The 24637-nt window shown below is 21.8% G+C and carries 21 protein-coding genes and 1 pseudogene; 7 read left to right on the top strand and 15 right to left on the bottom strand.

Annotated elements, in window-relative coordinates:
- Nucleotides 1-2: 2 nt before the first annotated feature.
- Complete coding sequence (locus tag LFWB_RS01670; protein ID WP_210954510.1) at nt 3-638, top strand: phase variable surface lipoprotein; 636 nt, start codon at nt 3-5, stop codon at nt 636-638.
- A gap of 530 nt (nt 639-1168) precedes the next feature.
- Nucleotides 1169-2113: an IS3 family transposase gene (locus LFWB_RS01665; RefSeq protein WP_210954511.1), complete on the top strand. Its 945-nt coding sequence runs from the start codon at nt 1169-1171 to the stop codon at nt 2111-2113.
- Nucleotides 2114-2655: 542 nt separating this feature from the next.
- Here LFWB_RS01665 and LFWB_RS01660 read toward each other — a convergent pair.
- The 4 genes from LFWB_RS01660 to LFWB_RS01645 form a co-directional block, all read right to left on the bottom strand.
- Nucleotides 2656-3477 (bottom strand): hypothetical protein, encoded by an 822-nt coding sequence (locus tag LFWB_RS01660; RefSeq protein ID WP_210954512.1) that lies wholly within the window; start codon nt 3475-3477, stop codon nt 2656-2658.
- A 619-nt stretch (nt 3478-4096) separates the two neighbouring features.
- Nucleotides 4097-4348 (bottom strand): hypothetical protein, encoded by a 252-nt coding sequence (locus tag LFWB_RS01655; protein WP_210954513.1) that lies wholly within the window; start codon nt 4346-4348, stop codon nt 4097-4099.
- An 18-nt stretch (nt 4349-4366) separates the two neighbouring features.
- Nucleotides 4367-4900: a hypothetical protein gene (locus tag LFWB_RS01650; protein WP_210954514.1), complete on the bottom strand. Its 534-nt coding sequence runs from the start codon at nt 4898-4900 to the stop codon at nt 4367-4369.
- 227 nt (nt 4901-5127) lie between these two features.
- Nucleotides 5128-5355 (bottom strand): hypothetical protein, encoded by a 228-nt coding sequence (locus LFWB_RS01645; protein ID WP_210954515.1) that lies wholly within the window; start codon nt 5353-5355, stop codon nt 5128-5130.
- Nucleotides 5356-5861: 506 nt separating this feature from the next.
- Between LFWB_RS01645 and LFWB_RS03880 the strand changes: the two are divergent.
- A pseudogene (locus tag LFWB_RS03880) lies at nt 5862-6099 on the top strand (IS3 family transposase); the annotation flags it as partial.
- A 707-nt stretch (nt 6100-6806) separates the two neighbouring features.
- On the opposite strand, the gene LFWB_RS01640 reads toward LFWB_RS03880, so the two are convergent.
- Nucleotides 6807-7172 (bottom strand): hypothetical protein, encoded by a 366-nt coding sequence (locus tag LFWB_RS01640; RefSeq protein WP_210954516.1) that lies wholly within the window; start codon nt 7170-7172, stop codon nt 6807-6809.
- 527 nt (nt 7173-7699) lie between these two features.
- Here LFWB_RS01640 and ychF point away from each other — a divergent pair.
- The 4 genes from ychF to holA all read left to right on the top strand — a co-directional run bounded on the left by ychF (nt 7700) and on the right by holA (nt 13651).
- On the top strand, nt 7700-8818 hold the full coding sequence (gene ychF, locus LFWB_RS01635; protein WP_210954517.1) for a redox-regulated ATPase YchF: 1119 nt from the start codon (nt 7700-7702) through the stop codon (nt 8816-8818).
- 75 nt (nt 8819-8893) lie between these two features.
- Entirely contained in the window at nt 8894-11644 is a 2751-nt protein-coding gene (gene ileS, locus LFWB_RS01630) for an isoleucine--tRNA ligase (RefSeq protein ID WP_246454205.1), read from the top strand.
- 91 nt (nt 11645-11735) lie between these two features.
- Nucleotides 11736-12641, top strand: coding sequence for a tyrosine recombinase (locus LFWB_RS01625; protein ID WP_210954518.1), 906 nt, complete (start codon nt 11736-11738; stop codon nt 12639-12641).
- A 32-nt stretch (nt 12642-12673) separates the two neighbouring features.
- Nucleotides 12674-13651 (top strand): DNA polymerase III subunit delta, encoded by a 978-nt coding sequence (holA, locus tag LFWB_RS01620; RefSeq protein ID WP_210954519.1) that lies wholly within the window; start codon nt 12674-12676, stop codon nt 13649-13651.
- Here the strand turns inward: holA and LFWB_RS01615 are convergent.
- The 10 genes from LFWB_RS01615 to LFWB_RS01570 all read right to left on the bottom strand — a co-directional run bounded on the left by LFWB_RS01615 (nt 13641) and on the right by LFWB_RS01570 (nt 24630).
- A complete protein-coding gene (locus tag LFWB_RS01615) occupies nt 13641-14195 on the bottom strand; it encodes an L-threonylcarbamoyladenylate synthase (protein ID WP_210954520.1) in 555 nt (184 codons plus the stop codon). The two genes, holA and LFWB_RS01615, sit on opposite strands and share 11 nt — an antisense overlap.
- Before the next feature lie 3 nt (nt 14196-14198).
- Nucleotides 14199-15272: a peptide chain release factor 1 gene (gene prfA, locus LFWB_RS01610; protein WP_210954521.1), complete on the bottom strand. Its 1074-nt coding sequence runs from the start codon at nt 15270-15272 to the stop codon at nt 14199-14201.
- A gap of 24 nt (nt 15273-15296) precedes the next feature.
- Nucleotides 15297-16649 carry a replicative DNA helicase gene (gene dnaB, locus LFWB_RS01605; protein WP_210954522.1) on the bottom strand — a complete coding sequence of 451 codons (1353 nt, stop codon included), beginning with the start codon at nt 16647-16649 and terminating at the stop codon, nt 15297-15299.
- Between the two features lie 18 nt (nt 16650-16667).
- The gene (gene rplI, locus LFWB_RS01600; RefSeq protein ID WP_210954523.1) at nt 16668-19181 is read right to left on the bottom strand and encodes a 50S ribosomal protein L9; all 2514 of its coding nucleotides are present in this window, start codon (nt 19179-19181) and stop codon (nt 16668-16670) included.
- 120 nt (nt 19182-19301) lie between these two features.
- Nucleotides 19302-19535 carry a 30S ribosomal protein S18 gene (gene rpsR, locus LFWB_RS01595; RefSeq protein ID WP_210954524.1) on the bottom strand — a complete coding sequence of 78 codons (234 nt, stop codon included), beginning with the start codon at nt 19533-19535 and terminating at the stop codon, nt 19302-19304.
- Between the two features lie 37 nt (nt 19536-19572).
- Nucleotides 19573-20031, bottom strand: a complete 459-nt coding sequence (locus tag LFWB_RS01590) for a single-stranded DNA-binding protein (RefSeq protein ID WP_210954525.1) — start codon at nt 20029-20031, stop codon at nt 19573-19575.
- Nucleotides 20028-20324 (bottom strand): 30S ribosomal protein S6, encoded by a 297-nt coding sequence (gene rpsF, locus LFWB_RS01585; protein WP_210954526.1) that lies wholly within the window; start codon nt 20322-20324, stop codon nt 20028-20030. Before rpsF ends, LFWB_RS01590 begins: the two co-directional genes overlap by 4 nt.
- Nucleotides 20325-21165: 841 nt before the next feature.
- A complete protein-coding gene (locus LFWB_RS01580) occupies nt 21166-22110 on the bottom strand; it encodes an IS3 family transposase (RefSeq protein ID WP_210954511.1) in 945 nt (314 codons plus the stop codon).
- 519 nt (nt 22111-22629) lie between these two features.
- Nucleotides 22630-23265 carry a hypothetical protein gene (locus tag LFWB_RS01575; RefSeq protein ID WP_210954527.1) on the bottom strand — a complete coding sequence of 212 codons (636 nt, stop codon included), beginning with the start codon at nt 23263-23265 and terminating at the stop codon, nt 22630-22632.
- A 36-nt stretch (nt 23266-23301) separates the two neighbouring features.
- Nucleotides 23302-24630 (bottom strand): toprim domain-containing protein, encoded by a 1329-nt coding sequence (locus LFWB_RS01570; RefSeq protein ID WP_210954509.1) that lies wholly within the window; start codon nt 24628-24630, stop codon nt 23302-23304.
- Between the last annotated feature and the right edge of the window lie 7 nt (nt 24631-24637).

Genomic DNA, 24637 nt, shown 5'->3' with positions numbered 1-24637 from the left:
TAATGCAAAACAATACCAATCAAGAAATTAGAATCGGAGGTGAAATTAATAAACAAAATACTCCCACTGATTTAGAACAAATCAAACACTTTTTGAAAACTTTAAAAGAAGATTTAATTAACCTCACCATTATTAATCATTCCAAAAAGAAAAATACCTACCAAGAAGCTAATTATCGCCCTAAAAATCAAACTTTATTTATAGATCCAAAAATCTTAGAAGAAATTAAAAAATACAAAATAGACATAATTAAAGCCATAAAAGTAGATGACAATACAAAATTATTACTTAACCCTTCAACCCCTCTTAAAACTCAAAATAATACCCTTAAACATCAATTTAATATTTTCCAAATCAATTATAAAAATGAAACCAAAAACCAAATAAAAGAATTAATGAGCAAAATCAATATCAATAAATTAGATACTTTAAAATTATTTAAATTAGATAATCATAAAAAAGATAAATATGATAAACCTTTAAAAAGCAATTATAAAAAAGGTTTAAATATTATTTATTATCGCTTAGAAGATTTAAAACACATTAAATTCTTTATTACCAAAGATAAACGAGGATATCGCATCAGAAAATTACATCCCAAATATAAATATATATCTAAAACAAAACAAATTATTTAACTAACAATTTTATGACACTTTTATGACACTTTTATGACACTTTTATGACACTTTTATGACACTTTTATGACACTTTACTGACACTTTACTGACACTTTACTGCCCCCAAAAACCCTTTTTGCAACAAGCTTTTATAACAAGTGATATTTGATATTTTATATCGATAATGATAATGATATTCGATATTTGATATTGTCGATATATCTTTTTTTTAAATCATTATTAATTATCGATATAAATAACATCTCTTTTTTAAAACCCTTTCCATTGGAAAAAGATTGTTTATAAAAATATAAATCAAATAATATAAGCGCTGGAGCGCTAACAAAAATAAAAAGAATACATAATAAAAAGAAAAATAATAAAGAATCCCCCCATTACGCTGCCCCCCTTTTTTTTCAAACCTTACCAATTTCATCAGCGCAAAACTAAAAAATAAAACAAATTAATGGTATTTTTTTGATTTAAAAACCTTTTTGAATTATAATTATTAATATAATCAAAAAAAATAAGGTAAATAGTGTTTAATAATGAAAAAATTAAAACAAAAATTCAAATTATTGCAAAAAATGATTGAAAAAATAACTAAAATTGATAAAAAAATAGTTTTTAATTTGGTTAAAAAATTTAAAAATAACTTAAATCTTACTACCATTTTAAAAACTATCCAAATCAAAAGAAGTACTTATTATTACTGGTTAAAAATTAAAGAACAATTAAAATTAAAACAAGAAAAATACCTTTTGCAACAAAAAAGAATCGAAGCTTTATGTTGTAATCATGAATATTTTTTCGGTCATCATAAAATTACTGTTTTATACCAAAAAACTTTCAATGAATCAATTACTAAGAAAAAAGTTTATCTCATTATGAAAGAAAAAAATATTTTTTGTCGGTTAAGAATTAAAAAAAATAAACATCATTATAAAAATAATTTACAAAATAAAATTAAAATAGTACCTAACTTAATCAATCAAGAATTTATTTCATCTCGACCCCTACAAAAACTATTCACTGATATTACTTATTTTAAAACTCCTCAAGGTTTTTTATATTTTTCTTGTGTTATAGATTCTTTTAATAATCAAATTATCGCTTCACATACTTCTAATTGTCAAAATAAAGATTTAGTATTAAAAACAATCCAAAAATTACCTAAATTAAAAAAACCTTGTATTATTCATTCTGATCAAGGTTCAGTTTATCAATCTCTAAAAGTTCAACAAATCCTAACTAAAAAAGGTTTTTTAATCAGCATGTCCCGCAAAGCCACTCCACGTGATAACGCAGTAATTGAAAATCTGTTCGGCCAAATGAAAAGTATTTTATATCATCGTCATCCTTTTTTATTTCAAAAAACAATTCCAAAAATCACAAAAATAATTAATCAATTTCCTTCTTTTTGGAATCATAAATGGCTTTTAACTAAATTAAATAATTTATCCCCTTTACAATATTTTCAAACTCTTAGATAAATTATTAGTTAAATTTACATAAATAATATAACCTTATAAAAAAGGTTACTTTTCTGCACCCTTTTTTTAAGAAAAATATTAAAATTATATAAAAGATTATTTTCTTTTTATTTTGTAGACACCTTTTTAACTTTTTTTACCTAACTATATATATGGAAGGGTAAAATATTGAAAAAAATATCTTTTGAAACTAGCAAATTATTAAAAAACTTTAGACACTTTTTAATTTAATTAAAAACAACTTTGTTAGTTTGAAAAGATATGAAATTATCTACTTAATTTTAAGTTTTAAAGAACAATTTTAAAATTAAAATATGTCCAAAAAAATGGAACAGCGCATTCGTGGAATTAACACTTTTAAAAATGACACAAAAAAATTTAAAAATATTCAAAAAATGATTCTTTATTCAGAAAAAATATAAAATTATTTAGTCTAAAAAAGAATAACTTTTTAGTTATTCTTAAAAAATATTCAAAAATTAAAAGTGTTTAAATTTTAAAAACAGGAAAAAATTTAATAAAAGTCAAGAATCTTTTTTAAATTAATCATAAAATATATAGCTTTCAGGTTTGGCCATTCTATGAGATATATAAACTGGAGGTTCTAAAGGAATTTTTTTCTTTAAATAAAATAAATAAATATTTTTAGCTTCATTAGATAAATTTAACAAATCATTAATGCTAGAATAAATATATTCTAAAATTCTAATTCCTTCATCAAAATACACAATATTAATTTTTTTATCGCCTAAAAAAGAATTAACAGGTAAAGGAGATATAATTCCCTTTTGTGAAGCAATATTATAACAATTTGATTTTACAAAAATAGGTTTAGAAATTATTTTTCTTTCCATTAAAAAATTATTTACAAAAGATTTTATTTTTTCTTCTTCGTTTTCATAAAAATCCATTTCGATAAAATGTATTATTGGTTCTCTTTTTTTTAAATTAATACTTTTATTCCAAAAAAGAAAAATTTCTGAAATGGATAAAGAATTTTGTAAAATTTCTTCTAACGAAAATAAATAATCTCCTGAAAGATATTCTTCTGAAAAAATATTATTTCTAGATTTTAAATAAACCCCGATCAAACCATTAGGAGGATTTTTTAAATGATAAGATAAAATATTTTTGCCAAAACCATTATAACAAGATAATGTTCTAAGAGGTTCAATTTTATAATCAAAACATTCAAGTACATTATTAATATATTTACTCTCCGGAACAGAAATATCATATCTTATTGTTGGTTTTTGAGTTTTTAACCATTCTTCTTTTAAAACTATTGAATGACCTATTTTTATTTCATGTCCCAATTGTTTATAAAAATAACCGCGAGCATGAATTAAATTAGAACAAAACAAATAATTAAATATTAATAATGCAAAAAATATAATAATTAAAAAATAAGAATTTATTGAAATGATACAGAACCTCCTTAATTTTTTTATTTTATTTATTTTTAATTTATATTTATTAATATTTAATCGATATAATATAATATTTTAAAATTATATTAATTATAATCTAATATCTAAAATATTTTAAATAAATATTGTTTATATATGTTTATTTTTTAATTTTAGTATATTTTAATAATATTAAAGTTATAATTATTAGAATATTTATACTATGCGAAAATAACAAAACGATGATTTAAATAATTAAATTAAGATTATTATCACGAAAATACTTTTTGGTCTAATCATTTTTATTATTATTTATTCTTTTTGATTTTTTTATTGATTAATTTAATATTTTATGCTATTATGTATAGTTTTGACAAAAGTGATGGCGGCCGGTAATATCAACTTCTTTTTTTTACCTTAAAAATTATGAGATAGATTATTTTAATGAAAATCTTTTTGAAAAAGACCCTCTTCGTAAGGTCTTTTTCTTTTAATAATTACATTCTAAGAAAATGTATAAATGATATTTTTTAAAAATTGTGGCTTTTAAGGACATCCAACCAGGTCAAATAAATTAATTAAATAAAGATTTTAAAAAATTAATTTTTAAAAAATAAGGATGATTTCGAATTTTTCGATGAGCTGATTCAAGATATTCAGTAAATTTATCACCATCAAATTTAGAACGTGGAAAAAGTAAATTCATTTTTTCTATCATTTCTTCTCGTTCATCAGGTATTTGTTCATCACCATTAATATCTGCGACTCTAATTTGATATCTAACAACGAAAGTCGCGAATTCAAATTTGGTTAATAATTTTCGCAACTTTTCAATAACAAATTCTCATTTTACTAATCGTTTATATAATTTAGCTGGATCTGTTGGAGTATAATCAAAAAAATCTTGTTGTGCTTCGATTCGCCCATCCTCTGACGATAAATCTGCGAAAAAAGTTATGTCTTTAATAACTTCGTTTTTATGATTCCGCAATATTATTTCGCTATCAACCTTATGATGGACGCTTATCGGGTTATATAAAAAGTTATATATTTGTTTCATAATATAAGTTTTCATATTGATAAAAAAATAATTAATATTCCCATCAAAATTTTTTAAAAATTTTATAGCAAAAAATATCCCTTCTTGTTCTAGATCTTCTTTTTTAACAAAATTTGGAAATTTTTCAATTCTTGTCATAAATTTTTTAACCAAAGGTTCTAATTCATAAATAATAGTGTCAAATAATTTTTCATTTTCTTTGGTTAATTCTTTATTTTTATTGATAGAACTATTTATTTCTTGTTTATTAATTAAAAAAAATTCTAACTTTTTCTTAACATCGGCGATAATATCTACATATTTTTTGATTTTTTTCATTTTAATAATTTTTCCTTTTTTAACTAACTTCTTCTTAATATATAACGTCCTGGAAATTGTAATTTCACACAACAAAATTTACGAAAAATTTATTTTAACCAAAAAATGGAAAAATAAAGCGCGATTTTCTTTTTTTTAATTTTTTAAAAGTTGGAATTTGTACCAAAAAAAATCAAATATTTTCATATTTTCCTAAAAAATGGGGTGAAAAAGTCCGTTAAAATATATTAAATTTTTAATTTTAACGGACTTTTAATTTTTCTTATATCTACTTCTTTTTTAAAAAATACTTTTGTTGGATTTTTAAAACTTAAAAAAGATTTCAAAACTTTTTCTAAACTTTCAACAACGAACAAAATATTATGCTTTTTTTGATAGAGCAAATTAGTAAAATATTTATTATCAACTGGAATTTTATCTTTAAATTGAACTTTCCAATTCGAAATTTTAGACAAAGGAATAGTTTTTAAATTTTCGCAAACTAATCGAACATCGGGATTGCGATAATTAACTTTTAAAATAGGCGGAATGATATTGTTGTTTTTTTTGTTTGTTAAATTATTTTTTTCTATTTGTTTGTTAATAAGTTGAAAATGTTTATTTTGAATATTATTTTGAATAAAGTATTGATTTAAATGATAAAAAATAATATCAAAATTTTGTTGATTAATATATAAAATATTAGTTAAAATATCGTAATGATAATTTTTATGAGATTTAATTTTTAATTATCTATAAAACGGTTTTAAGCCCATACTAAAACAACTGCACCGACAATTAGCATAAACCATCTATAAATAAATGATTTTGTTTCACTTTTTGAATAAATCATCTTCTTTAAATTCCTTTTCATTTTTTTATTTTTATTTTTGTTTTGCAAAAAAAAAAAAAAAATAAAATAAAAATTGAAAAATTACATACTAACGAATTGTTACGTACTTAATCAAGAGATTCTCTCTAAAAAAGTTTTTTAGTAAGTATGTCCCGAAAAGCCACACCCCGCGATAACGCTGTAATCGAAAACCTATTTGGGTAAATGAAAAGTATTTTATTTCGCCGTCACCCTTTATTAATTTTTAAAACCAATTTTCCAAGTTAAAAAAATATTAAATTTGTTTTCTAAATTCTGGAATCAAAAATGGCCTTTATCTAAATTAAACACTTTATCTCCAATTCAATATATCCAATCTCTTAATTAAAAATTCTTATTTCTAAAACAAAATAAAATAATCCAAAAAAAAGACTAACTAACAATTGGTCTTTTTTTTACCTAAACTTCTAACTATTTTTTAGATTAATTTTTTTAACAAAAAAAAATAGACTTTCATGGTTTTTTTGCCTTAATAATAAGTAGAGGGAAATTAATCAAAAACCAAAAACCTCTTAAAGTAATTAAATTCGAAAAAAAATGAATTTTGATGTGACTTTCGCGATTTTTTTGCCTTAATAATATATAGAGGGGTAAAAAACCAAAAAACTCTTAAAACTAGTAAATTCGAAAAAAAATGAAAAAATATTAATTTTGATGCGAGATTTCAACTTTTTTTCCTTTAATAATAGATAGAGAGAAATTAATCAAAAATCAAATATCTTTTGAAAATAGCGAATTATAAAAAAACAAACAATTATAAATTTTAGTAAATATTTTGTTATTTTGAAAAGATATGAAATTTACTTTTGATTTTAATTTTTGAATAAAAATAATTTTAAAAAATGTCCAAAAAAACAAAACACCCCAAAGATTTATATATAAATAAAGACTATATTTATGGAATTGGCGCAAGGTTAAAAAAGTTTTTATTATATTTTTTTTATATAGTTATAATAATTTGACATAATAAAAAGAAATTACTATTTTTTCGAAAGGTCTTTTTAATTCCGTACTTTTTAATTTGAAACCGTTAGATTATTTGGTTCGATTATATAATTTTGGTTCGTATTTTCCAACTAAAATTAAAATTCCTGCAACGCAACCACAATAAAGTATTCCGACAACCATTTTTGTATTTGGAGATGCTTTTCCTTGAAAAATTCTAAGAAACAAAATTAAAAAAAGAATTGATAAAAAAATTAATATTACTAAAAACGTCACAAATATTATCAATATTATCTTTGATATATAATCATTATTAAAAAAATTAAAAAACAAGAAATAAAATATCATCGAAATTCCCAAAATTATACCTAATACAGAAAAAACTATACCGAATGCACAACCAGTTTTTACGACAGTATCTACTTCATATTCATTTTTTTGTGATTTATTATACATATTATAATTTTCTTTCTTTTATAATTTTTAAAACTTATTTTAATTTTAATAAAAAAAACAAAAAAAGCAAATAATATATTCTTATATTGTTTTTTTATAAAAATTTATATCTTTAAAAAAAGAAAATTAGATGATTAAATATAATTTTGTAATAGATTGAATTTAGTTAAAAAAATTTTAATATAACAATTATATTTAACTAATAATGAAGTAAACAAATAATTATATTTACTAATAAATAATTTTATTTCGTTCCATCTTTAAATACTCTTAAAACTTAAAATAAATACTTTTAAACAGTTATATAAATTTAAATTAAAATAATTATAAAAAATAAATATCATTATACAAAAATTCAAAATACACTAATTTATCAATATTTATTTTATTTACAAAAAAATATATTATTTTAAGTTAAAATATATATTATAGTATTTAATTAAAAATAATATTATATTGATTCAAAAAATAATATATAAAATTCAAAATATAAAAAAATATATTTAAAATTAAAAAAGGTTAAAATTATGAAATTAGGAATTATAGGATTACCTAATGTAGGCAAATCAACTTTATTCAACACTATAACTAATATGAATGTTTTAGAAGCGAATTACCCTTTCGCAACTATCCAACCCAATGTTGGAATAGTATCTGTTACAGACGACCGTCTAAATTTTTTAGCTCATTCATTTAAATCTCAAAAAGTTATACAAACTCAAATACAATTCGTGGATATTGCTGGTCTAGTAAAAAACGCTTCTAAAGGTGAGGGATTAGGTAATAAATTTTTAGGTCATATTAAAGATGTGGATGCCGTTTGTCATGTTGTTAAATGTTTTGAAGATCCAAATATCATTCATGTATACGACAAAATAGATCCAGTTGAAGAAAGTAATATAATCGAAATAGAATTAATTCTTTCTGATTTAGAACAAATAGAAAAACGTTTATTAAAGTTAAATAAAACAAAAAAAACAAAAGAAGAATGTTATTTAGATGAAATTAAATTATTAAACAAATTAAAAAATCATTTAGAAAAAGAAATGATGAATATTTCTGAAATAGATTTGAATGAAAAAGAATTAAAAATAATCAAAAGCTTAAATTTATTATCCTTAAAACCAATGATTTATATTGGTAATTTTAAAGAAAACGATCTAAATGATTTACAAAATAATTTATTTTTTAAAAAAATGTCCAAATATAGCGAAGAAAAAAAAAGAAAATTCATACCTGTTTGTGTTTTATTAGAAAAAGAAATTTCTACTTTAGATATCGAAGAACAAAAAAGTTTTTTACAAAATTTAAATTTAAAAAAAAGTGCTTTGGAAGAAATTATCCAAAACAGTTATAAACTCTTAGGGTTGCAAACTTATTTCACTTCGGGTCCAACAGAAACAAGAGCTTGGTCTTTTATTAAAGGTATGACTGCATCTGAATGCGCTGGATTAATTCATAGTGATTTTCAAAAAGGATTTATAAAAGCGGAAATTTATAATTATGAAGATTTGAAAAATTTTCCGAATTTTTCTAAAATAAAAGAAAATGGAAAATTAAGATTAGAAGGCAGAAACTATTTAGTTCAAGATGGAGATATAATTCATTTTTATTTTAATGTATCGAAACAACAAAATAAAAATTAATTTTTATTATTTTTTTTAAAAAAATCAATAAATTTAAAACACAAATTGATTTATTTATATTAAAGGAGTTTTTTTATGATAAAGAAAAATTACAAAGATACTTTATCAATGCCTTTGACTGATTTTCCTATGAAAGGGAATTTAAGTCAAAAAGAAACTGAAATAGAAGATTATTGGAAAAAAATTGATTTATATTCTAAAGTTTTAAACAAAAACCAAAATAATAATAATTTCTGTCTTCATGATGGGCCGCCTTATGCTAATGGAAATATCCATATTGGGCACGCTTTAAATAAAATTTTAAAAGATTTTATTATCCGTTTTAAAACAATGCAAGGCTTTTATGCCCCTTATATCCCTGGTTGGGATTGCCACGGGTTACCAATAGAAACAACTGTTTTAAAAAAAAATTCTAAAAATAAATTAACATCTAAAAAAATATTTCTAGAAAAATGCGCAGAAACAGCTTTAAATTATGTAAAAAAACAAAAAGAAATGTTTCAAAGATTAGGAATCTTAGGTCAATGGGAAAAACCTTATTTAACTTTGGATAATTCTTTTATAGCTGAAGAAATAAAAATATTCAGCAAAATGATTGAACAAAAATTAATTTTTAAAAAATTAAAACCTGTTTATTGGTCTCCTTTTTTACAATCTGTTTTAGCCGAATCCGAAATAGAATATAAAAATAAACAATCTTTATCCATTTATATTCTTTTTCCGATATTAAGAAAAGATATCTTTAAAGATGCGTATTTTTTAGTTTGGACCACTACTCCTTGGACTTTGCCAGCTAATGTGGCTATTTGTGTTCATCCAGAAAAAGATTATCATATTATAAAAATACAAAACAAAAAATATGTTTTAGGCGTTTCTGTTTTAGAAAAATTAAAAGATAAATTTAATTGGAACGAAGTAGAAATTATCAAAACTTTCAAAGGAGCGTTTCTAAAAGATTTTATTTACGAAAATAAAATATTTAATAACAAAGGAAAAGTTGTCTTAGATACTTTTGTTTCAGATACAGAAGGAACAGGATTAGTTCATATAGCGCCAGGTCACGGATTAGATGATTTTTTATTAAGCGAAAAATATAATTTAAATATTCTTTTATCTATTAATAAAAAAGGGTTAATGAGCGAAAACACTAAACAATACAAAGATCTATTTTATGATGAATTTAATTATCAAATTGTTGAAGATTTAAAAGAAAAGAAATTAATTATTCTTTCAGAGACAATAACCCACTCTTATCCTCATGACGAAAGATTAAAAAAACCAGTTGTTTTTTTAGCTATCCCACAATGGTTTTTAAACATTGAAAAAATAAAACCAAAATTATTATCAGAAATAAAAAAAGTTGAATGGTTTCCTTCATGGGGTGAAATTAAAATGTTCAACATGATTAAAGATCGAAAAGATTGGGTTATTAGTAGACAAAGAAATTGGGGTACACCAATTCCTATTTTTTACACAGAAAACAATGAACCTATTTTAGACACAAAAGTTATCGAACATGTTGCTGATTTATTTGAAAAACATGGTAAAAGTATTTGGTTAGAATGGCAACCTGCACAATTATTACCTCCTAATTATAAAAACGAAAAAAGTCCAAATAATATCTTTTATAAAGAAACAGATATTATAGATGTATGGTTTGATTCAGGAACAACTTATAGTGTATATAAAAAATTATTTAATAATTCTTTTACAGCTGATGTCTATTTAGAAGGCGCAGATCAATATAGAGGTTGGTTTAATTCCTCTTTAATTACTTCTGTAGCCGCTTCAAATAAAACCCCTTATAAAAAAATAATCACCCATGGATTTGTTTTAGATGGTTCGGGGCAAAAAATGAGTAAATCTCTTAATAACGTCATAGATCCTTTAAAAATTATTCAACAAAAAGGCGCTGATATTCTAAGATTATGGGTAGCTCATATTAACTATAATATAGACGTAAGATTAGATAAAAATATTTTACAACAAATAGAAGAAAAATATAAAAAAATAAGAAATACCTTCCGTTTTATGTTAGGAAATTTAAATAATTTTCATCCTTCTAGTCAAAATTATATCCCTTTCGATGAAAGAAATTTATTTGATCAATTATTCCTTCTAGAATTTAATAATATTTTATTACAAATAATTCAATCTTATGAAAATTATAATTTGGAAAAAATCATGAGTTTATTGTATCCTTTTATAGTGAATAAAATGAGTGCTTTTTATTTAGATTTTAGCAAAGATATTTTATATATTGAAAAAGAAGATAATAAAGAAAAAAATATTATCAAATCAAATATTTATGATATTTTAATATTATGTTTAAAAATTTTAACTCCTATAATCCCTCATACAACTTCTGAAATATATCAATATTTATCTGGAGAAAAAAAAGAAGATATTTACTTAGAATCTTTGCCTACTCAAAAAGAAATTCAAAATTGGATAGTTGATTTCAATCAAAAACAAAAAGATTTAGTTCAATTAAAAGAAGATTATAACTTATTTTTTATTTTAAGAGAAAAAATATTAAAAAAATTAGAAGATAACAGGCAAAATAAAATTATAAATAAATCTTTACAAGCTAAATTAATTTTAAAATTACCTTATAAATATTTACAAATGTTAAATTCTTTAAAAATTAAAGAAAAATTTCACCAATTATTAATGGTTTCACAATTAGAAATAATAAATTCAGAAGATTTAAATATTGAAATTATCAAAATGCCAGGCAATCCTTGCCCTCGATGTTGGAACGTTATAGAAAATAAAAATTTAGATGATTTATGCAAACGTTGTTTAAATTTTTTTAAAAAATAAAACATTCTATTAAATTTAAATCTCGCCATTTATCAAAATATTTAAAAAACAAAAAGTAGTTTTTTAAATTTAAGAAAGTTTGAATTAAAAAATGAAAAATTTTTTATCAAATTTTAAAACATATCTTCAACATGAATTATTATTATCTCCTAATACTGTTTCGGCTTATTTAAGTGATATCAACCAATATTTAAATTTTATCAAAATTAATTTAAAATTAAAAAATATAAAACAAATAACTCAAAAAGATATTTCTTTATTTTTAGAAAATATGAATGATTTTTTTAATATAGGTAGTAAAAGTTTAGCTCGCAAAATTATCGTTATTAAAAAATTTCATTCTTTTTTAATTTTAGAAAAAGAAACAGATCATAACCCTACTTTAGTTTTAAAAATTCCTAAAATAGATAAAAAATTACCTTCTATATTATCATTAAAAGAAGTTTTTCGTTTTTTAGAATGCACCAATCATGAAAAAAATAATTTTATCTCTTTGAGAAATAAAGCTTTATTCGAGTTAATGTATGATTCAGGTTTAAGAATATCTGAAATTTTAAATTTAACTTTGTCTAATGTAAAAGAAAAACGATTTTATCTTATTATACAAGGTAAAGGTTCTAAAGAAAGAATAGTGCCAATCACAAAACATTCTTTTAAAATATTAAATCAATATTTAAAAAAAGGACGTTGCGGATTGATAAAAAATAAAAAAAATTTTTTTGTTTTTTTAAATAAAAAAGGAGAAAAATTATCACGTCAAGGTTGTTATAAAATTTTCAAAAAAATAGCTAAAAAAGCTGATTTAGATATTCGTTGTTCTCCTCATACATTAAGACATTCTTTCGCGACTCATTTATTAGAAAACGGAATAGATTTGAGAACTTTACAAAATATTCTAGGACACGAAGATATTTCGACTACCCAAATTTACACTCATATCAGTCAAAAATATTTGAAAAAAATTTATTTTAAATATCACCCACGTGTAATAAAATAATTTTTTTATATTTTATAAAAGAGAAATTTAACATGGAAATTAAAAATCTAAACTTATTAATAAATTATCAAGAATTTTTTCTAAAAGAAACTAAAGACAAAATAAAACAAATTTGTAAAGAAAAAAATTATCATTTTTTGTTTTATTCTATTGATAATAATAATTATTTCCAAATGATAAGAAAAATTTCCGGAGAATTATATACTAGTTCTTTTTTTTATGATAAAAAAGTTCTTTTTATAGAAAACCTTTCTATAATCTTTTGGAAAAAAAAAATAAATATTGATTTTTTATTAGATTTTTTTAAAAATCCTCAAAAAAACATTATCATTTATATTCATGAAGAAAAAAATAATTTCCCGACTGAATTAAGAAAAAAAATATATCCTTTTTTTGATATCACCAAACAAAATAAATTTTCTTTCAAACATTTATTTGATTATACTAAGGACTCATTTGAAAAAGATGGTTTTAAAATAAAAAACTCAATTATCACTTTTTTAATTAAAAAAACAAATAATGATTTATTTTTATTAAAAGAAGAAATTCAAAAAAATAAAATATATAACTACGAAAGCAAAAATATCCAAGATATTTCGATTACAGAAAAACTTTTTGCATCATCGCAAGAACAAAATATTTTTTTATTAATTAATGCGATTATAAATAATAATAAAGAAACAAACAATTTAGAATTATTCGAAAAATTAATAAATAAAAAAGAAAGCCCTTTTTTTATTATTTATCAAATACTAAATAAACTAGAACAAATTATAAATATTAAATATTTGATAAACAAAAAAAAAACAAACAATCAAATATCCGAGATTTTAAAATATTCCCCTCAAAAAACTTTTTATTTAATTAACGAAGCTAAATTAGCATCAACAGAAAAAATACAAAATTTATTTTTAATTTTATTTGATTTATATCACCAAATGAAAAAAGGGACTATAAATCCCATTGATGGTTTTAAAAATTTTTTAATAAAACAAATTATTAATATATGATTTTTTTAATGGATTCTAAAGTAATCTCGCCTTTCCTTATATATTTCCATTCTCCACATGTAGTATCGATAATTGTAGAACTTATACAAGATAAATTTTGTTCATTAGGGTAAATCAAATCTACTTTATTAAAAAATTCCTTTTTGATTTGTTTATAATCATTTAAAGGTTTTTCGCCACTAATATTAAGCGAAGTAACTCTTAAAGGACCGTTTTGTTCTAAAATTTTTAAAGCCAATGGATGATTAGGTATTCTGATACCTATTTTTTTTTCCTGTTCATAATTAAAATAATTTTGCTGAGTGTTCACAATCAAAGTTAAAGGGCCGGGCCAAAAAAAATCATTTATTTTTTGAATTTTATCGTCTAAAACTATTATATTTTTTAATTGTTTTAAAGAAGAACATAAGACAATTATTGGTTTATGAGAAGGTCTTTTTTTGATATTATAAATTTTTTGTAAACTTTTATAATCGTAAATAGAACAGCCGATGCCATAAACTGTATCAGTAGGGAAAATAATAATTTTATCTTTTAAAATCATTCATTAAATTATTTCTTTTAATTCTTGTTTCTTTAATTCTTCTATTAAAGGTTCAATAATTAAATTAATTTTTCCTTCCATAAAAAAATCTAATTTTTGTAAACTTAAATTAATACGATGGTCTGTGACTCTATTTTGAGCATAATTATAAGTTCTTATTTTTTCACTTCTTGCCCCTGTGCCGATAAAATCTTTTTTTATTTTATTTTGTTTTTCATTTTTTTTCGATATAATTTTATCAAAAACTTTATTTTTTAACAGTTGAAAAGCTTTATCTTTGTTTTGATGTTGGCTTTTGCCTATTTGACAAGCAACACTATCTCCTGTAGGCAAATAAGTTAAACGAACTGCTGATTTAGTGGTGTTTACTGATTGGCCGCCAGGACCGCTAGCGTTAAAAGTATCTACTCTAATATCGTTCCAATTTAAATCTAATTTTTGTTCTTCTACGTATGGCAAAACTAACACTCTTGCTGTAGAAGTATGTATTCTTCCTTTATTTTCTGTTTCAGGAACTCTTTGAATTCTATGGATGCCTGATTCATATTTTAAAAAAGAAAAAATATTTTCGCCGTAAATAATCATTTCTACAGAAATGATACCGTTTTTTAAACTTGGGTTTAAATTGATAATATCTATTTTCCAATTTTGACTTTCAGCATATTTTGTATAAGCACGAAATAAATCTGATACAAAAAGATTAGATTCGTTCCCGCCTACCGCTCCTTTAATTTCCATTATAACACTTCTATCGTCGTTTTGGTTTTGGTTAAATAATATTGTTTTTAATTTTTCCAATTTAATTTCCATTTGAGATTCTAAATTTTTTTTTATTTCTTCTGCTAACAATAATAAATCATTTTGTTCCGATTCATTTTTATCGTTTTGTTGTATCAATATTTCTGTATTTTTTAATTCTTTTTCTAAATTAAGATATTCATCATAAATAAAAACAATTTTTTCTAATTTATTTATTTTTTTTAAAAAATCAATATTATTAAATATTTGTTTGTTTTCTAACATTTGTTTTTGTAAATTCAAATATTTTTCTTTTATAATTTTAAGTTGTTCCAACATATTATAATATCTCCTTTTTAAATTTTAAAATAAATTAACTTCGGTAAATTTCAAACAACTTAAATCTAAATTAAATTTTCTAATTCCTACTGCTCCCTGTCTATTTTTAGATATAATTAGTTCAGAAGTGACAATTTTATTAGTTATATCATGTTTTTTTTCTTTATCATAATAATCAGGTCGATATAAAAACATAACTATATCTGCATCTTGTTCAATACTACCAGAGTCTCTTAAATCTGATAAAATAGGTCTTTTATCTTCTCTTTTTTCCACTTCACGAGATAATTGAGATAAAGCTAAAACTGGTATTTTTAATTCTCTAGCCATTTGTTTTAAACTTTTGGAAATATCAGCTATTTCTTCTTGACGATTGTAAAAATTTCTACTATTATGTCTATTTGATTTCCCAATTAATTGTAAATAATCAATAATAACAATATCTAATTTATTTTGATTTTTCATTTTACGACATTGTGATCTAATATCTAAAATATTAGCACTTGCAGAATCATTAAATAAAATATTTAAATTTTTTAATTCAACAGAAGAAAATTCTAATAATTTTAATTCCTCGTTATTTAATCTTCCTAATTGAATTTGTTTATGAGGGATTCCGCTTTCTGCACTTATCATTCTAGTACACAATTGTTCATTAGACATTTCTAAACTAAAAAGAACTACAAAAGCTTTATTATTTCTTCGTGAAATATTGACGGCTAAATTAGACATAAAAGTACTTTTACCCATGGAAGGGCGGGCTGCTAAAATAATAAGTTCTTCAGGTTTAAAACCTAAAGTAACATCATCTAAAGAACTAAAATCAGTACTCAAACCGATAACTTTCTTTTCTTTTTGATTATAAAATATTTTTTTTTCTAACCCTGTTAATAATTGATTGATTTCTATAAGGTTACTAGTTTGTTTTTTTTTAGCTATTGCAAATAATTTTTCTTCAGCGTTATTTAAATAATTTTGAAAATCTATATCATGATTACTAACGCCTTCGTTATAAATACTCGAAATAGTCATGATAACCTCTCTTCTTAAAGCGGCATCACGTACAAACTCGATATAAGTGTCTAAATGATATATAGAAGGGATGTTTTCACTTAATTCTATCAAATACTTTTTTCCGTTTTCTATTTTATGTTTTTTTTGTTCTAAAACAGCATTAACAGAAAAATAATCAATACTTTTGTTACTTTGATCTAAATTTTTCATCGCTTCATAAATATATTGATGTTCAAGATTAAAAAAATCTTCTGTATTTAATACTTCTACAACTGTTTTTAATTTGGAATTATCTAAAAAAATAATCCCTAAAATAGATTGTTCCGCCTCTAAATGGAAAGGTAATTTAGTATTTTGACTCATATTTTAACATCCGATTTATTATTTTTTTTCTAAACTTTTAACATTAACAAAAAAATAAGCATTAATTTCTTTTGTCAAAAAGACATTTACTTTATATTTTCCTAAAGAATTTATTTCACTTTCTAAAAATAATTTTTTTTTGTCAATCATAATATTATGTTTATCATAAAATGTATCCATGATTTGTTTCAAAGTTATTTTTCCGTATATTTTTCCTTTAGGGCCGATTGTAGTCATTATATCTATTTGTTTATTATCGATATCATTTTTTAATTGTTGCATCAATAAATTATGTTTTTTTACTTTTTCTTCTTCTGATTTAATTTTTTGTTTAATTTCTTTAATATTATCATCAGTAGCCAAAAGAGCTTTTTTTTCTTTAATTAAGAAATTACCATAACCAGAATTTATTTTAATAATTTCGTTTTTATTACCTTTATTTTTTATATCTTCTAACAAAATAATTTTCATATTTTTTAAACTCTCTTTATATTCTAAATATAATATATTCTTTAATGTATCGATGGCACCTTCTAAATCATTGCTTTCGATTTGAGTAGCTGCACTATTTATATGACCGCCACCACCCATTTGTTCCATAATAACTTGAACATTTATTCGATCATAAGAGCGAGCGCTTATACCTATTCGACCATCTTTCAATCTAGCAATAGTAAAAGCAGCGTCAATATTTTGTATATTTAAAACATTTTCCGAAACTTTAGCTAAAAAACTTCTGTTATCACAAATATCATTTTTTTTAATAATAGCGATCTTATTCATATAAATTTCCATTTCAGAAATCAATTTATTCATTTCTAAAATTTGATTTAATTCTGTTCTTAACCAAAATTTAATTTTAGAGATTTCAGCTCCTAAAGAAATTAATTTAGAGGCGATTTCTAAAGTTCTTGGACTTGTGCGATAAGTGAAATAATTAGTATCTATTATTAAACCGCCATAAATAACACTTGTTTCTAAAGAGGTGAATTTTATATTATATTTTAAAAAACTAATAATTTCCATTAAAATTTCTACAGTAGAAGAAGCATAAGGATCGACATAAGAAAAAATACTATTAATTACTTTTTCATTCGCTCTATGATGATCTAAAATAATAATTTGAGAAGTTAATTTTAATAATTCTGGGCTACTAACAATATTTTCATTTTGAGTGTCTACAATTACTAAAAGAGACTTTTCATCGATCATTTTTAAAGCTTGTTTGGTAGTGATAATTTGTTTAGCTAATTTTTTTTCTTCTGTAATCAAATCTTGATAAATTAATTTAAAATTAAAATCATTTTTTTCTTCATCAATAATTAAATAATGTTGTTTGTTTTTAATAATGTTTGAGGCTATTTTATAAAAAGCAATCATAGAACCTAACGAATCTAAATCCAGATTTATATGCCCCATTATAAAACAATTATCATGTTTATGTAAAATTTCTTCAATCATTTCTGAATTAACTCTAGCTGATATTTTAGATTCGTATTCTAAAAAATTAGTATTTGTGGCACCGAAATATTGAATTTTTTGATTTTCTATATTAACAACTGCTTGGTCGCCGCCCCTTTTTTTAGCTAATTCTAAAGCGTTTTGAGCATAATTCGATAAGCTGTTATAAGATAAATTATAACAAGCTGCCCCAATAGAAAGTGTTATTTTTAATTTATATTTTTTAGATATAAGTCGAATTGTCTCTAAAATATCAAATTTATTAACTATAATATTCATCAATTTATCATAGTTTAACAAAATCAAAAATTTATCATCTGATAATTGTTTTAAATAACTATCATAAATATCAAAAAAATCAGATAAAGCACTTAAATATTCGACTTTTATTTGTGATTGTTCAGAAATATCAAGATTTTTTAAAGAATTTTCTAAATTATCCAAAGATACAAAGATTAATGTAGGTGTTTTATTTTTATATAGTTTTTTTATATATTCTCTTTCAGTTGTGTCAAATAAATAAAAAACATTAATTTCTTTATTATAAAAACAATCGAAAGTTGCTTTTTCTGTATATAAAATAGTTTTATTTTCCGAAGAATTTAATAAATTACTCAATGTTTCATTAACTTTATATAAGGGAGTGTTTAAGGTAGGTTTATTTAAAATAACATCGGCGTAATTATTAATCCATTGGATTTTATGTTCGGTGTTATCAATCAAAACAATACCGATAGGCAAATCATTAAAAACTTCTTCTCCTACCTGATTAACAGAATAAGAAAGATTAGTCCATAAATTAAGACGTTCATTTATTTTTTTAATTTCAAAAAAATGACGAACATTATAATATATACAAATAAAAATCAAAATAAAAATTATCTTACCGAAAAAACTTAAAAATAACAATAAAATAGTATTTTTAATTTCTGAAAATAATGATTGATTGTATATTAATTCTATTATTCTAGGAAAATCACTAATTATAATATGTATAGCTAAAATTATCCAAAAAAATATTAATATAATTTTTCTATAATAAAAAAATTTTTTTATAATTTTTTTATACATAATTGAATTAAAAAACTCTCTTCTCATAATGATATATTTTAGATAAAAAAATATAAAAAAAATAATAAAAAAAGCTAATGCGATATTATATATAAAATATTCAATAGCTTTTTATATTAATTAATTAACAATAAAAGGGATTAAGGCCATATGACGTGCTCTTTTAATAGCTTGCGATAAACGTCTTTGCATTTTTGCAGAAGTGTTGGTTACTCTACTTGGTAAAATTTTCCCTCTATTAGTAATAAATTTATTCAATAATTCTACGTCTTTAAAATCGATTTTAGTTATTTTGTTTTGAATAAAATAACATACTTTGCGACGTTTTTTAAAATATTTTTTATTTTTTTGCATTTTTTTATTCCTATTAATTTAAATGTTTTATAAAAAATTAAAAAGGCAAGTCTTCGTTATTATCAATAATTAATTTTTTGTCGTTTGAAGAATGTTCATTATTTTGATGTGAGTAATTCTTATCTTCGGTTTTTTTATATTCATCATCGTAATAATTTGATTGATTACTATCTCTTTTATTTTTAGATTCTAAAAATTGAATATTATCACAATGAACATCTACAAAAAATTGTTTTTGATTATTAACTTCAGAAGTTGTAACTCTGATGCTTCCTTCGATACCTAACATAGTTCCTTTAGAAATGTATTTAGCTAAATTTTCCGCTTGTTTGTTCCAAACAGAACAACGAATAAAATCAACTTCTTTTATACCTGAAGAATTAACATAATTTCTGTTAACAGCTAAAACAAATTTAACTAAAGGAATATCAACATTAACAAAACGTAATTCAGGATCTTTTGTTATTCTACCTACTAAAATAACTTTATTAATCATAACTCTTTATTATCTTCTTTTTTTAATACAATATAACGAATGATTTCTTCTGTAATATTCACTATTCTATTAAATTCTTTGATCATTTCATTATCAGCTTGAACTAAAAAATTAATATAAAAACCCTGAGTAAATTTTTTTATACTATAAGCTAATGTTTTTAATTCTGGTTTTTTATATTCTAATATTTTTCCTTCTTTATCAAAAATATTATTAATATTCTTTTCGATATTATTTACTTGTTTTTCATCTAAATTAGGACTTAAAATATACATAATTTCATATGTTTTCATTTTTTTTATAAAATTCTCCTTTTGGACTTTTGTTCTTATTTATGAAAATTATTTTTTTAATAAGAAAAGGAAATTTAATATTCTATTAATATTCATTAATTTTAATTAAATTAGATTCCATTTTATTATACTCATTTTTGCAAATTTAATTATAAATTTTTATTTATTAAAATAAATTATATCAGAAATAATAATTATTCATCGAAATAAAAAAATACACAATAGTATATTTTAATTTTATCAAATAATTATTAAAAATTCAAATGTTTTTAAACGTTATATTTAGTATTTTTTTCTATTTCAGTAATTGGTTTTCTTTTTTTTATTAACAAATTTATCTTTAATTTTTTTTAAAAATTTTTTTAGTTAAAAAGAAAAAGACTCATCCGAATGAGTCTTGGGTTGAAAATATTTTTTTAAATTAATTAATAATGATAAAAATTAAAATATTATAATTTGGAAAATTTTAAATTATAATATTTTAAAATATAAATTTATAATGTGCGCTGTTCCATTTTTTTGGACATATTTTAATTTTAAAATTGTTCTTTAAAACTTAAAATTAAGTAGATAATTTCATATCTTTTCAAACTAACAAAGTTGTTTTTAATTAAATTAAAAAGTGTCTAAAGTTTTTTAATAATTTGCTAGTTTCAAAAGATATTTTTTTCAATATTTTACCCTTCCATATATATAGTTAGGTAAAAAAAGTTAAAAAGGTGTCTACAAAATAAAAAGAAAATAATCTTTTATATAATTTTAATATTTTTCTTAAAAAAAGGGTGCAGAAAAGTAACCTTTTTTATAAGGTTATATTATTTATGTAAATTTAACTAATAATTTATCTAAGAGTTTGAAAATATTGTAAAGGGGATAAATTATTTAATTTAGTTAAAAGCCATTTATGATTCCAAAAAGAAGGAAATTGATTAATTATTTTTGTGATTTTTGGAATTGTTTTTTGAAATAAAAAAGGATGACGATGATATAAAATACTTTTCATTTGGCCGAACAGATTTTCAATTACTGCGTTATCACGTGGAGTGGCTTTGCGGGACATGCTGATTAAAAAACCTTTTTTAGTTAGGATTTGTTGAACTTTTAGAGATTGATAAACTGAACCTTGATCAGAATGAATAATACAAGGTTTTTTTAATTTAGGTAATTTTTGGATTGTTTTTAATACTAAATCTTTATTTTGACAATTAGAAGTATGTGAAGCGATAATTTGATTATTAAAAGAATCTATAACACAAGAAAAATATAAAAAACCTTGAGGAGTTTTAAAATAAGTAATATCAGTGAATAGTTTTTGTAGGGGTCGAGATGAAATAAATTCTTGATTGATTAAGTTAGGTACTATTTTAATTTTATTTTGTAAATTATTTTTATAATGATGTTTATTTTTTTTAATTCTTAACCGACAAAAAATATTTTTTTCTTTCATAATGAGATAAACTTTTTTCTTAGTAATTGATTCATTGAAAGTTTTTTGGTATAAAACAGTAATTTTATGATGACCGAAAAAATATTCATGATTACAACATAAAGCTTCGATTCTTTTTTGTTGCAAAAGGTATTTTTCTTGTTTTAATTTTAATTGTTCTTTAATTTTTAACCAGTAATAATAAGTACTTCTTTTGATTTGGATAGTTTTTAAAATGGTAGTAAGATTTAAGTTATTTTTAAATTTTTTAACCAAATTAAAAACTATTTTTTTATCAATTTTAGTTATTTTTTCAATCATTTTTTGCAATAATTTGAATTTTTGTTTTAATTTTTTCATTATTAAACACTATTTACCTTATTTTTTTTGATTATATTAATAATTATAATTCAAAAAGGTTTTTAAATCAAAAAAATACCATTAATTTGTTTTATTTTTTAGTTTTGCGCTGATGAAATTGGTAAGGTTTGAAAAAAAAGGGGGGCAGCGTAATGGGGGGATTCTTTATTATTTTTCTTTTTATTATGTATTCTTTTTATTTTTGTTAGCGCTCCAGCGCTTATATTATTTGATTTATATTTTTATAAACAATCTTTTTCCAATGGAAAGGGTTTTAAAAAAGAGATGTTATTTATATCGATAATTAATAATGATTTAAAAAAAAGATATATCGACAATATCAAATATCGAATATCATTATCATTATCGATATAAAATATCAAATATCACTTGTTATAAAAGCTAGTTTTTAACAGGTAAATTGAGAGACGAAAACTGTTATAAAACTGTTAGTAAAGTGTTATAAAACTGTTAGTAAAATGTTATAAAACTGTTAGTAAAGTGTTATAAAATTGTTAGTTAAATAATTTGTTTTGTTTTAGATATATATTTATACATAGGATGGAGTTTTTTAACTCTATAACCTCGTTTATCTTTGGTAATAAAGAATTTAATGTGTTTTAAATCTTCTAAGCGATAATAAATAATATTTAAACCTTTTTTATAATTGCTTTTTAAAGGTTTATCATATTTATCTTTTTTATGATTATCTAATTTAAATAATTTTAAAGTATCTAATTTATTGATATTGATTTTGCTCATTAATTCTTTTATTTGGTTTTTGGTTTCATTTTTATAATTGATTTGGAAAATATTAAATTGATGTTTAAGGGTATTATTTTGAGTTTTAAGAGGGGTTGAAGGGTTAAGTAATAATTTTGTATTGTCATCTACTTTTATGGCTTTAATTATGTCTATTTTGTATTTTTTAATTTCTTCTAAGATTTTTGGATCTATAAATAAAGTTTGATTTTTAGGGCGATAATTAGCTTCTTGGTAGGTATTTTTCTTTTTGGAATGATTAATAATGGTGAGGTTAATTAAATCTTCTTTTAAAGTTTTCAAAAAGTGTTTGATTTGTTCTAAATCAGTGGGAGTATTTTGTTTATTAATTTCACCTCCGATTCTAATTTCTTGATTGGTATTGTTTTGCATTATTTTATTTCTCCTTTTTTTAAATTAATTAATAAATTATTCGTTAATTACTTCTACTTTATCTTTGCCAAAGTAATATATAGCTAAATCTACTATTTGTTTCTTTTTGGCCGCTTCGTAAGAAATATATGGGTCTAAGAAACATTTTTGATAAGCTTGGATTCCATATTGTTTAAATAAATCATCGACATCTTTACAAGTTTGATTATAAGGTGGTAAAATGTGTCTAATTTCATAGATAATATTTTCTTTTTTTAATTGTTCACCTAATAATTCACTACGTTTTTTTCCTGTTTCGTCATTGTCTAAGGCAATAATGATTTTAATATTTTCTTTTTTAAGAATGTCTATTTGTGTTTGAGAAAATAATTGTGTGACACAAATTAATCCCACAACGTTTTTAATTCCATTTTGCCAACAACTAATGACATCAAAAAAGCCTTCATGAACAATCATAATTTTAGTTTGTTTAATGCAAGGGAATGCTTCAAAGAAACGATAACTAAAATGAAAAGTGGGGGTTTGGCTGAAATTATTAAGAGATTGATATTTGGGTTGAAAATAGCTAGTATCGCAAAAATGGTTTTGATAAAAGTGAAATGTTTTAGCATATCCATTTTCAATCGGGATAATGATAGAACCATGAAAAGTATCATGATAATATTTTTTTCCTTTGAAATTAGTTTTTTCTTTGATAAAACCATATTCTACTAATTTATCAATATTAACATTTTTCTTTTTTAAGAAATTGATTAATCTAAAAGATAATGGTTTATTTGATAATGGAGCATAACCTAATTTAAATTCTTTAATTGTTTCTAAATTTAATTGGCGCTTTTGTGTTAAATAATCTAATCCTATTTTCCTTTCATCATTTTGATTGGATGTTAACAAATAATTATAATAATCTCTTATTTGATTAAATAAGGGAGATATTTCTTTGAATAATTGTGTTTTTTTGATATTAATTTCTGTTTCATCTATTGGGTTATGGGGTTTGGGAGGATGATATTGTAATTTGAAAGGGTTGGAGGATATTGAGGTGTTAGTTTTTTCTTTATTTGTTAAGATTTCAAATTTTTGAGAATGCATAAAATTTAAAATCTTTTTGACTGCATCGTTAAAGTTTGTGATTCCACGAATTTCTTTATAAACATCAATAATGTCAAAATCGCGACAACATTTCCAACAGTGAATGTTATTGTTATCATTTATATGACAAGTTGTTGGATTTAGACCTTGATGGATGGGACAAGGAAAACGATATTTGCTGTTGAAGTTTGATGGGAGGATGTTTAATTTTTTTAATAAAACTATCATGGGGAAATTAGTTTTGATGTAGTTAATTTTTTCTTGATTATTCATTTTTTTA

Source organism: Candidatus Phytoplasma luffae, from assembly GCF_018024475.1.
In the GTDB taxonomy this organism is placed as follows: Bacteria; Bacillota_I; Bacilli_A; order Acholeplasmatales; family Acholeplasmataceae; genus Phytoplasma; species Phytoplasma luffae.
Note: the sequence above shows the minus strand (reverse complement) of the source record. Positions and strands in the feature narration are given on the sequence as shown.